Origin of the sequence: Flavobacterium saccharophilum (assembly GCF_900142735.1) — a bacterium.
Classification (GTDB): domain Bacteria; phylum Bacteroidota; class Bacteroidia; order Flavobacteriales; family Flavobacteriaceae; genus Flavobacterium; species Flavobacterium saccharophilum.
On sequence record NZ_FRBY01000008.1, the window covers coordinates 72,128 to 85,046 of the forward strand.

At 35.7% G+C, this 12,919-nt stretch carries 7 protein-coding genes; all 7 read left to right on the forward strand.

Translation table 11 applies throughout. The annotated features are described in order from the left end of the window. Positions 1-62 precede the first annotated feature (62 nt). Genes BUA98_RS22055 through BUA98_RS22085 form a run of 7 tightly spaced genes read left to right on the forward strand, consistent with a single transcriptional unit; the run spans position 63 to position 11,749 of the window. On the forward strand, positions 63-1,421 hold the full coding sequence (locus tag BUA98_RS22055) for a sugar porter family MFS transporter (protein ID WP_072976158.1): 1,359 nt from the start codon (positions 63-65) through the stop codon (positions 1,419-1,421). Next, positions 1,384-2,991: a glycoside hydrolase family 32 protein gene (locus BUA98_RS22060; RefSeq protein ID WP_072976159.1), complete on the forward strand. Its 1,608-nt coding sequence runs from the start codon at positions 1,384-1,386 to the stop codon at positions 2,989-2,991. The genes BUA98_RS22055 and BUA98_RS22060 overlap by 38 nt, the downstream gene beginning before the upstream one ends. Before the next feature lie 18 nt (positions 2,992-3,009). Continuing rightward, positions 3,010-6,114, forward strand: a complete 3,105-nt coding sequence (locus tag BUA98_RS22065; protein WP_072976160.1) for a SusC/RagA family TonB-linked outer membrane protein — start codon at positions 3,010-3,012, stop codon at positions 6,112-6,114. Positions 6,115-6,135: 21 nt separating this feature from the next. After that, positions 6,136-7,827 (forward strand): RagB/SusD family nutrient uptake outer membrane protein, encoded by a 1,692-nt coding sequence (locus BUA98_RS22070; protein ID WP_072976161.1) that lies wholly within the window; start codon positions 6,136-6,138, stop codon positions 7,825-7,827. Positions 7,828-7,847: 20 nt separating this feature from the next. Continuing rightward, positions 7,848-9,245 (forward strand): DUF4960 domain-containing protein, encoded by a 1,398-nt coding sequence (locus BUA98_RS22075; RefSeq protein ID WP_072976163.1) that lies wholly within the window; start codon positions 7,848-7,850, stop codon positions 9,243-9,245. A gap of 21 nt (positions 9,246-9,266) precedes the next feature. Beyond that, entirely contained in the window at positions 9,267-10,820 is a 1,554-nt protein-coding gene (locus tag BUA98_RS22080) for a glycoside hydrolase family 32 protein (RefSeq protein ID WP_086065497.1), read from the forward strand. Positions 10,821-10,843: 23 nt separating this feature from the next. Continuing rightward, on the forward strand, positions 10,844-11,749 hold the full coding sequence (locus tag BUA98_RS22085; protein WP_072976166.1) for a carbohydrate kinase family protein: 906 nt from the start codon (positions 10,844-10,846) through the stop codon (positions 11,747-11,749). Positions 11,750-12,919 lie beyond the last annotated feature (1,170 nt).

Below are 12,919 nucleotides of genomic sequence, written 5' to 3' on the forward strand. Positions count from 1 at the left end.
TCATTAAAAATAAGTTGTTTTTTTTGCGGATATCTTAGCGACAAGTTTTTAATACATCTACAATGAACAAGATATTGATTTGGTCTGTTACTGCTGCACTGGCAGGTTTTCTATTCGGTTTTGATACCGTAGTTATTTCTGGAGCTGATAAACAATTGCAGCTTCTTTGGCATTCATCTGATGCTTTTCATGGATCTGTTGTTATGGCAATGGCACTTTGGGGAACAGTTGTAGGTGCTATTTTTGGTGGAATTCCAACCAATAAAATAGGTCGTAAAAAGACATTATTCTGGATCGGAATTTTATATTTCATTTCAGCTGTAGGTGCTGCTTTTGCAAATGATCCATTTGTATTTGCTGCTTTCAGATTTATTGGAGGTTTAGGTGTTGGTGCTTCAACCATCGCAGCTCCGGCTTATGTTTCTGAAATTGCTCCGGCTGACAAACGCGGACGCTTAGTAGCTCTGTATCAATTTAATATTGTACTGGGAATTTTAATTGCCTTTATATCGAACTACTTTTTAAAAGATATTGGAGAAAATGCCTGGCGTTGGATGGTTGGAGTTCAGGCAATCCCATCTTTTATTTATATTCTTTTTATACTTACAATCCCGGAAAGCCCAAGATGGTTATTGTCTAAAAACCGTGATGAAGAAGCACGTAAAGTATTGTTTCAAATAGATCCGTCTGCAAATCTTTCAGATATCATGGATGATTCACGAGAAAATGGAATTACCAAACACGAAAACATCTTCATGAAAAAGTATCGTTTTCCGTTAATATTGGCGTTCTTAATAGCATTTTTTAATCAGTTCTCTGGGATCAACGCCTTTTTATATTACGCGCCAAGAATTTTTGAAGAAGCTGGTTTAGGACAAAACACAGCTTTATTAAGCAGTATCGGAATCGGAATTACGAATCTTATCTTTACTTTAATCGGAGTAGCATTAATCGACAAATTGGGAAGAAAGTTGTTAATGTACATAGGTTCTATTGGATATATTATTTCCCTGGGATTGGTTTCTGCTTCATTTTATTTCAATTGGGGAGGATTATCAGTACCTATTTTCCTTTTCTTATTTATTGCTTCACACGCTATTGGTCAGGGAGCTGTAATCTGGGTTTTTATCTCAGAAATCTTTCCAAATCATATCCGTGCATCGGGACAGGCTTTTGGAAGTTCAGTGCATTGGGTTTTAGCAGCAATTATTCCATCTTTAATTCCAATGTTATTCTCAGAAATTGGACCTGATGTTGTATTCTTAATTTTTACGCTAATGATGGTATTACAATTACTGTTTGTAATTTTTATAATGCCGGAAACTAAGGGAATATCCTTAGAAGTTTTAAGTGAAAATCTAACCAAAAAAAATATCAAAAAAAATGAAATCAAAGAAACATCTACCGCTGGCATTTTATAGTGCTATACTAATAGCTATAGCAGGCTGTAAACCATATTCGGCTGTTGCACAAAATACAACTGTTTCAGTTTCGACTTCTGCCGAGGAACAAATGTATCGCCCTAATTTTCATTTTACGCCAAAAAAAGGCTGGATGAACGATCCTAACGGAATGTTTTATGCTAACGGATATTATCATTTGTTCTATCAGTATTATCCTGACGGAAATAAATGGGGACCAATGCATTGGGGACATGCAATTAGTAAAGACCTGGTTAAATGGGAAGAGCAGCCAATTGCAATTTATCCGGATAACGATAAATATATTTTTTCAGGAAGTGCAGTTGTAGATACAAATAACACTTCAGGTTTAGGTACTGGTAAAATAGCTCCAATTGTAGCGATTTATACACTGCATGATATGACAAAAGAAAAAGAAAACAAAATTGATGTTGAGCAGCAGGATATTGCGTACTCGAATGACAATGGTTTTACATGGCAGAAATTTAAGGAAGGAAATCCTGTCGTGAAAAACCCTGGAATTCGTGATTTTCGTGATCCAAAAGCTACCTGGGATGAAACCCACAAACAATGGATATTGGTTTTAGCTGCTCAGGATCGATCTCAGTTTTACAAATCAAAGGATCTAAAAAACTGGGAGTACCTATCTGATTTTGGAAAAAATATAGGAGCTCACGGAGGTGTTTGGGAGTGTCCGGATTTCTTTCAAATAAAAGTTGAAGGTTCCAATGAGACCAAATGGGTTTTAATTCAGAGTTTAAATCCCGGTGGAGCTAACGGAGGTTCCGGGACACAATATTTTATTGGAGATTTTGATGGAACAACATTTACATTGGATTCCAATTTCGCCAAAAGAGTAGAAAAAGAAAAAGCAGTCTGGATCGATTACGGAAAAGATAATTATGCAGGAGTAACCTGGAATAATATTCCAAGTGCTGACGGAAGACGATTGTTTATTGGATGGATGTCTAATTGGGAATATGCCCAAGATGTACCAACTAATACATGGAGAAGTGCTACTACAATTGCCCGTGAAATTCAGTTAATCAAAAAAGGAAATGATTATAGTCTGATTAGCAATCCGGTAAAAGAAATCAATAAATATGTTTCTAAAACGATCAAAGGAAAAAATCTAAATGGAAAAGGAAAGCTTTCAATTTTAGAACCAGGAAAAATTGATTTAACACAGGCCATTGTCAATTTTAATTTAAAAAACTTAAAACAGGATACCTACACTTTTACACTTTCGAACGCAGCCGGAGAAGTGTTGACTTTCGGGATCAATAATTCAGATCATTATTTATTTCTGGATCGTTCGAAGGCAGGAAAAAATAATTTCTCAGATAAATTCGCTTCCACAATTACCAAAGCGGCTTTAGAAGGAAATCAAAAAGATGGTGCTTTTAAAATCATTTTGGACAAAACATCCATTGAAATATTTTACAACAATGGCGAAAAAGTAATCACCGAAATCTTTTTCACAAACCAACCATTTACTTCTCTGTCGGTTTCTTCAAACGAAGGAGTTGAATTGAGCAACCTCGTACTTAACCAATTAAATATAAACTAACTAAAAACCACTAACCTCATGAAAAGTAAAATTATTTATTTTCTATTTTTCTTCTTTCCAATGCTGATTTTGACAGCTCAGGAAAGCGGAATTAAAGGAACAGTAATTTCGTCCGACGACGGAATGCCGCTTCCGGGAGCAACCATATTAATTTCAGGTACAAATACCAGTACAGTTACCGATTTTGATGGAAATTTTTCTTTCGGAAATATTAATTCAGATGCTGTAATTGTTGTTTCTTTTATCGGATACGCACCACAATCGATTTCAGTTAAAGGACAAAAAACAGTCACTGTAACTTTAAAAGTAGACAACAATCAACTAAATGAAGTTGTCGTAACAGGATACTCTAAACAAAAGAAAACAGATATTACCGGAGCAGTTGCGGTTGTAAACATGAAGGAAGTCATGAAACAACCGGAACCAAACCCAATTAAAGCGCTACAAGGAAGAGTGGCGGGGGTGAAAGTTACTTCTGACGGATCTCCGAGCGGGGGAAACACAAAAGTGGTAATTCGTGGAGTAGGAACTTTAAATAATACAGATCCTCTTTATGTAATTGACGGAATGCCAACTAAATCAGGAATGCACGAACTAAATCCGAATGATATTGAAACCATTCAGGTCTTAAAAGATGCTTCTTCGGCAAGTATTTATGGTTCCCGTGCTTCAAATGGAGTAATTATCATTACTACCAAGAAAGGGAAAGAAGGCAAGATGAGAATCAATTTTAGTACTTATACTTCTATTTCTGATTATTCAAGAAAGTTGGAAGTGCTAAATGCAAATCAATTTGGCCAGGCTTTATGGCAGGCGAATATCAATGATGGACTAAATCCTAACAACAATAACCTGCGTTACCAATTTGATTGGTCAGTAAACAATAATAAACCACAGTTGAACAAAGTTTTGGTTCCTGAATATTTAGATGCAGATCAAACTCTGAAAGCATCCAATACAGATTGGTACGATGCAATTTCGCAAACAGGAATTGCTGAATCTTATGATTTGTCAGTTTCAAATGCATCAGAGAGAGGGAACTATGTTTTTTCTTTGGGTTATTATGGAAGTGAAGGTGTTGTGAAAACAACAGATTTTGAGAGAATTTCTGCCAGAATGAATGGTTCTTATAAATATTTTGATGGTAAACTGGTGATTGGAGAAAACTTTAGTTTCAATCGTACCAATGAAGTTACTGATCCGGGAGTACTGGATCCGGCGCTTCGTGCTTTGCCAATTATTCCGGTACGCACTGTTGACGGAAAAGGTTGGGGAGGACCTGTTGGCGGAATGAATGACAGACAAAACCCGGTTCGTCTTTTAGAATACAATAAAGACAATAACTATGATTATTTACGTCTTTTTGGAAATATGTATGCTGATTTAGAAATTATCAAAAACCTTCATATCAAAAGTAGTTTTGGTATTGATTACGGGTTTTATAAAAAACGTACGCTTCAAAGAAGTTATAAGTCAGGATATCTGCAAAACGATCAGACATCTGTGACTATTGACGAGTCCGTGAGTGATAAGTGGACCTGGACAAATACAGCGATTTACAGCTTGAATTTTGGTAAAAGCAATCTGAATTTAATGGCCGGAACTGAGATGTATAAAGACGTTTTTGACAACACAACTTTACGTAAAAATGACTTTTTGATCGAAACGCCAGATTATATGTATCCTGATGCAGGAACCGGAGAATCTTTTACAAGCGGAACGTCAACAGTATATTCATTGCTTTCGTATTTTGGAAAAGCAGATTACGAGTTTGATAACCGTTATTTGCTTTCAGCTACAATTCGCCGTGATGGTTCTTCGCGTTTTGGTAAAAACAATCAATTTGGAACCTTTCCAGCAGTTTCTGCAGGATGGAGAATCAGCAATGAAAATTTCATTAAAAATAATGCTCCTGTCTTTTCTGATTTAAAATTACGTGCTTGTTGGGGGCAAACCGGAAATCAGGAAATCAGTAATACTGCTGTTTACAGTTTATTTTTGGCTAGTTATGCAGGTGGAAGTCCAACCTGGGCAACTTCTTTCGGAACTGCTTATGACATTGCAGGAAACGGAAACGGATTACTTCCTTCTGGTTTTATCGCAACACAATCTGGAAATGATGATTTAAAATGGGAAACGACTACACAAACCAACATTGGTTTAGATTTCGGATTATTCAAACAAAAATTAAGCGGTTCTGTTGATTATTATATCAAGAAAACCGAAGACATCCTGGTTTTACCTCCTTATTTAGGAGTAATTGGCGAAGGTGGAAATCGTTGGGTAAATGGAGCATCAATGGAAAATGAAGGATGGGAATTTACTTTAGGTTACCACGATGAAACGTCATTTGGTTTGAAATATGATATCTCTGGGAATATTGCTGCAAACAAAAACAAGATTACACAATTGCCTGATGAAGTGAGAAATAATTATGGTGGAGACGGATTGAATGATAATATTTTAGGTCGTCCAATTAACTCTATGTATGGATACGTAACGGATGGCTTGTTTAAAAGTCAGGATGAAGTAGACAATTCGGCGCTTCAGGAAGGAAAAGGGTTGGGAAGGATTCGTTACAAAGATTTAAACGGAGACGGAACTATTACAGATAAAGACCGTACCTGGATAGGAAATCCAAATCCGGGATTAACATATGGATTTAATTTAGGTTTAGGATATAAAAATTGGGATTTCACCACTTTCTGGGAAGGAGCAAGTGATGTTGATGTGATTAACAATACAAAATATCAAACTGATTTTTGGAGCGTTGACGATGTAGGTTCGAATAAAGGAACACGTTTGCTTAATGCCTGGTCTTTAGATAATCCAAATTCTACTATTCCGGCTTTAACGACAGTGGATAGAAATGCAGAATCAAGATTTTCAACTTATTATGTAGAAAACGGAAATTATCTTAAACTGCGTGTTTTGCAATTGGGCTATAGTCTGCCAAAGGATTTATTGAAAAAAATCAATTTTGAAAGCTTTAGATTTTACATCAGCGGACAAAATTTATTGATCATTGATGCAAAAAACTTTACTGGAGTTGATCCTGAGAATGCAGGGTTTGGATATCCGCAGCCAACAACTTTTACGGCTGGACTTAATTTTACGCTATAATAAAAGATTAAATCAAAAAACATGAAAAAAATACTATATATAACAGGGTTTTTAGTGCTGGGAATATTTGCTTCCTGCTCAGATTTTCTGGAAAATGATCCGCGTGGTGTGTTGTCAGAAGAAGATATTGTAACACCGGAATCAGTAGAAGGGTTTATGAATGCGGCTTATGCGCAGTTAGGAAATGATCATTATGATTCACCTTATAGTTTGTGGCCATTTGGAAATGTGCGTTCTGATGATGCTTACAAAGGAGGAAGCGGAACTAATGATATTCAGGATTTTCACTTTTTTGAAGTTTCGAACAATATCAGACCGGATTTTGGTGAATTAGATTCTTTTTGGTACATCAGTTATGTAGGCGTTTCCAGAGCGAATAAAGCTTTGAAAGCATTAGAACAAATTTCAGAAGCCGATTATCCGCTAAAGAAAACACGTATGGCAGAAATGCGTTTTTTAAGAGGGCATTTTTATTTTATGCTAAAAATTATGTTCCGAAATGTTCCTTACATCACAGAAGATATTCCGGTAGAAGATTATAAAACGATTTCAAACAAAGCACTTTCAAACGAAGAGCTTTGGAATAAAATTGCTGAAGATTTTCAGACTGCCGCTGATGGTTTACCAGATACACAACCACAAGTGGGTCGTGCTACTAAAAAAGCAGCCTACGCTTATTTAGCAAAAACCCGTTTGTATCAAGCTTATACACAAGATGAAACTTATAAAGTTACAGGAACCAATGCACAGCATTTACAGGAAGTTATTGCAGCAACTGACAACGTAATAGGAAAAGGAAGCTTAGAGCCAGATTTTGCAAATAACTTTTTACCGGGAACTTATGAAAACGGAGCGGAATCAATTTTCTCAATTCAATTTTCAGACAATGATGGTACTTTATACGGACGATTGAATTTTTCAGATGTCCTGTCAACTCCGCAAGGATTGGGATGTTGTGATTTTCATAAACCAAGTCAAAATCTAGTAAATGCCTTTAAAACGGGTACAAATGGTTTACCAGAATTTGACACGTATAATAATCAGGATTTTGATTATAAAAATATAGATGCTAATACAGTTGATCCAAGATTGTATCACACCGTTGCAATGCCGGGATTACCATATAAATATGATCCTGAATTTCTATACGTTGAAGCTTGGGTTAGATCTCCAGGAACGTACGGTTATTTTGCTTCATTAAAAGAAAATGTAGCACCAAGCTGCAGCTGTGTAGTGAACATTGATCCGTTTTACGGGAATTCAAAAAACAGAATTCAGATTCGTTATGCTGATGTGATTTTAATGCGAGCCGAAGCTTTGATTGAATTAGGAAGACAAGCAGAAGCTTTACCATTAATCAATCAAATTAGAGAAAGAGCTGCTCAAAGTACAGGAAGACTTCCGTATGTGAATAATTTTAAAATCAATACTTATGTTGACGGAATTAATTGTAACTGGACACAGGATTTTGCGCGTAAAGCTATGCGCTTCGAACGTCGTTTAGAATTGGCTATGGAAGGAAGCCGTTTCTTTGATTTAGTTCGCTGGGGAGTGACAGATCAGGTATTGAATGATTTTTATGCAGGAGAAAAAACAAAACGTACCTATTATCAGGATGCCTTTTTTGATGAAGGTAAAGAAGAGTATTGCCCAATCCCGTTGAAACAAATTAATTTCAGTCAGGGATTATACAAACAAAATCCTGGTTATTAATCTATTTTAAAAACATTCACATGAAAAAATTTATATATAGAAATTGGACGAAAGTGTCTTTGATACTGGCAATGGTTTTTATGATTACAGCCTGCGAAAACAGTTTTGAGAGTGGCGGTTTTGATGTCAATTCACCTTCTAATGTTACTTCTTTTAAAATAAATGGAGTAGCTGGTAAAATCGATCAGAAAACAGGAAATATTAATGTTACCATGCCATATGGATCTGACATTACAGCCGTAAAACCTGAAATGGTGCTAGAGGCCGGAGCAACATCAAATTTAGATGTAACAATGCCAGTCAATTTTACAAATCCGGTAAAGTTTAGAGTTGTAAATGGTAATTTGTTTAAAGACTATACCGTAACGACGGTAGTTTTAAGTCCAATTAAAAGTTTTACCGTTAATGGAATTGCAGCGACAGTAAATGATGTGAGCAAAACTATTACTATGACACTTCCGGAAGGTACCAATTTAACAGCTTTGAAGCCAATTATTGAATTGACAGAAGGTGTTTCTATTTCACCGGCATCGGGTCAGACAATTGATTTTACAAATCCGGTAACTTTTATAATAACATCTAATGGAAAAAGCGTGAATTATACCGCTAATGTGGGAGTTCCAGTAACTGGTTTAGTTGTTGCTTTCTTAGGAACTGCTGCAACGAGAGCTGAAATTACAAACATGGATGAAATTACCGCTGCCGATTGGTTCTTTTCTACTTTTAGCGGAGCAAAATATATTTCATTTAACAGTGTTGAAAGCGGTGCCGATTTAAGTGATGTTGATGTAATCTGGTGGCATTTTGATTCAGCAGCCAATTTACCGGCAATTGCCTACAAACCTGCTGTCACAATTTCTTTGAAGAATTTTAGATCTAATGGTGGGAATTTACTTTTAACGTCTTTTGCCTCTCAATATGTAGATGCCTTAGGAATTGTTCCTTCAGGAAAAGGGCCAAATAATGTTTTTGGAGATTTTCCTCCAAATGGATTTGTAGATGCAAATTCCTGGGGAATGTCATTTGTTGGTCATGAGAGCCATCCAATTTTCGAAGGATTGACAACTTATGAAAACGGGAAAGCGAATCTACTACAAGGCGGAACTTTCCGTTTAAATCATACAGCTTGGTGGTTTTTGCCAGAATGGGGCGGTTATGGTAATGGCGAAGGCTGGAGAAACCAGACAGGAGGAACCAATTTAGCGAGTGAGGCCTGGGATAATAACCTTGACGGAAGAGTTACTATAGCAGAGTTTCCAAATACTGAAACTAATAAAAATGTGGTCGTAATTTCGATGGGGGCTTATGATTGGTACAACGAAGCCAACAGCAGTGGTGTACCAAGTCAGGCTAACGAATTTATAAACAATATCAAGATTTTGACACAAAACAGTATCAATTATTTAGCTAAAAAGTAATCTATCTTGAAATCAACAAAAATGAAATATAGAAATATAATAACAATCGCTTCCATATTCTTTTCACTTGTTTCGTGCAGTCAGGACGATACGTATGTGGGAGGTTCTATTTCAGGAGGGAATTCTGAGATAACAAGCATTTTTCCTGTCCCGCCATCACAGTGGATGGGCGCAAATGACCCATATTATAGTGCGGGTTATACAGGAGATATTATGCCTTTTTTCGATAACGGAAAATTTCATATTTATTTCCTTCATGATGCGCAGAATAAGCCGGCAGGTAAAGGTTTTCACGATATTCATGAATATTTAAGCACCGATTTGGCTCATTTTACCTACGAAGGACAAATGATTCCATACGGAAAAACAACAGATCCTGATTTTGCCATTGGCACAGGATCAGTTGTAAAAGTGGGTAATCTTTATTACTTTTATTATACAGGACACAATGAAACGCCAGCTTTTGTACAGTCGAATGCCAGAGAAAGTGTTTTATGTGCCACAAGTTCTGATTTAAAAAATTGGACAAAAGTCCCTTCTTTTAAAATTACAGCACCTGCAGGGTATTATAATTATGATTTCAGGGATCCTCATGTGTTTTATAATGATGAGTTGAAAAAGTATTCAATGTTAGTTAGCACACAAACGGAGCCGGGAAGAAAAGCGGTTTTATTGCATTTTACAAGTGCAGATCCTGCATCAGGAAAATGGGAGGTTGAGGCTCCAATTTATACGACAACACCTCAGGAGAATTATTTAATGATGGAATGTGCTGATATATTTAAAATGGGCAATTATTGGTATTTGATTTTTTCTGAAAATTGGAGTGGTAATAAAGGAACGCATTACAGAATGGCAAATTCTATCAATGGACCTTGGACGACACCAGAAAACGACATGATCGACGGAGAATATTTTTATGCAGGTAAAACAGCTTCTGACGGAAATAAAAGATATGTTTTTGGATGGAATGCCAGAAAGACACCTGAAAATGATCTTGGAAATAAAGATTGGGCAGGAAATATGGTTATTCATGAACTAATTCAAAATTCTGATGGAACTTTAGGAACTCAGGCACCGCAAAAAGTAAAAGATTTATTTTCTAAAAAGATAGTTGCTGAGGTTGATGCAACTTCAGAAAATGTAACAGCAAATAATGGAAATTATACTTTATCAGGAACAACAAACAAAGCTTTGGTAACGTTTAAATCTATAGGAAAAAAAGCTAAAATAAAAGCTGAGTTTACCTTAGGGAAAGAAAACGGTACTTCCGGATTTGTTTTCCATACTGATAGTAACGGGAGCTATTGCAAGATTGTTTTTGATATGGCAAAAGGTAAAATCATAGGATATAATTCGATTTCACAAGAAGTAACCCGCATGCCATTTCAGTTTCAGGCGAATACGAAATATGATGTTGAAATAATTACAGAAGGAAGCGTGGTAGTACTTTACATTAACGGCAAAGCAGCTTTAACGAATCGTGTTTACGGTAGAGAACAAAACAAATGGGGATTAATTGCTGAAGGACAAAATAGTACCTTTTCTAATCTGCAAATTACACAACCAGAATAACATTAATATAAAATAATTTTAGAATGAATAACGGAAAAAACCTTAAGGCAGTGGCCTACGGAGAGGTGCTTTGGGATGTTTTCGACAAAGAGAAAAAGATTGGTGGTGCACCTCTAAATGTAGCATTACGTATGAAAACATTCGGTTGCGAGGTAGCCATGATTAGCTGCGTAGGAAATGATGAAGACGGAGAAGCAATTATCAATCAGGTAAAAAGTTTAGGACTGGAAACAGATACTATTGTTAAATCAGAAGATTTTCCTACTGGTTTAGTAAATGTAACATTGAATGAACGTGGTTCAGCAAGTTATGAAATCGCTTATCCTTCAGCTTGGGATAAAATTGAACTGAACGATTTCGCTAAAAAGATAGCTTCCGATGCTGATGTCTTAATTTACGGAAGTTTAGTTTGTAGAGATAAGATATCAAGAGCTTCTTTGGAAGAATTGTTGCAAACCCAGGCTTATAAGGTTTTTGATGTTAATTTAAGAAAACCACATTATACTTATGAAATGCTGGAGCAATTAATGCATGCTTCCAATTTTATTAAGTTCAATGATGAAGAGTTACTAGAAATTACGGCAACGATGAAGTCGCCATCTATCAGTTTAGAAGAAAATATGCGTTTTATCGCAGAAAAAACTAAAGTTACCGCAATGTGTGTTACCAGAGGTAAGCACGGTGCTTTGCTAATGTGGGATGGCCAAATTTACGAAAACGGCGGTTATCCTGTTGAAGTTTCCGATACAGTAGGAGCAGGCGATTCATTTTTGGCCGCTTTAATTACTTCCTTACTTACAGGTAAAGAACCTCAGTACGCTATTAATTTTGCTTGTGCAGTTGGAGCATTAGTTGCTCAAGCACCAGGAGCTAATCCAGAAATACCGTTTTCTAAGATTGAAAATTTAATGTTAAATGTAAAAGTATAGTCTTCCTTATATATGTTTAAAATTATGCCCTTGAACTGAAAATGTTTAAGGGCTTTTTTTTTATAACCGTATTAGAGTTACGCCAGATTTATTTTTGATAACTAACTTTTCTTTGTCCCCCTAATTAAGATGAATAAGGAAATTAAGCTTTAAGTTGAAATTATTGTACTTGTATGTATAAGTACATTTTTCTACTATTATATATCAAGGTAGATTTTTGATCGCCCTGACAGTTATTAAAAACTGTCGGGTTGTTTTTTTTATATAAAGAGTAATAGATGAATCTGAGGGTAGCGAAAGCCTTTTCAGATTTGGAATTTGGAATTTAAAGATTTGGAATTTATTTTTTAATAAGGAGCTATTTCCCGCTATCCGCTGCAATCTTTTGCGCCGAACCCCGGCACAAAAGGATTTCCACTACTATCGGGGCTAGGGGAGTTGTTTTCAAGAGAGGTCTTCTTATATAAGTATAGGAAGAAACTTTATAGAACCATAAAAGCAGGAAAAAGAGACTTTGCGCCTTGGTGCCTTAGTGGCAAAGTCAAAAAAGAAGGTATGATGATATGTTGTAAAGTTCTCAGAAAAGAATGTATTGCTGTGTGAAGTCCATAAAAATGGCATATTCGGAAATAAAAGAATTGAGATAAACGCAAACACTACAGAAAATTCTTAAAAACCGTAAAAAACATCAAAAGCTAAGTTTTGAGTTATCAGAGTGTTAAGAAAAAGTTTTAAAAAAGATTGAAATTATATAATAAAAAGGCTTGCAAATGTAAATAAAGGTGGTACTTTTGCACCCGCAACAGCGATAGACGTTCACTGAAATACTGACAAGCACACGAATTTAAACTGAAAAAATATTTTCAAAAAAAGATTCCAAAAAGCTTGTGAGATTTGAAAACAGATGTTACATTTGCACCCCGCAAAACACGGAAAGTTCCTTGATAGATTGGTAAGAAAAAAAGAGAAATGAGACGAAAAAAAAGTTTCAAAAAAACTTTAAAAAATTCTTGCTAATTAAAAAAGAAGTTGTAGTTTTGCACCCGCTTTGAGAAACAAGCGAAACAAAATTGAAACACGTTCGTAGACATATTGAATTGACAGCCGCTTTAACAGAGATGTTAGAGCAAAAGAATAAAGAGTAAGATAATCGAGAGATTAAGAAATGAA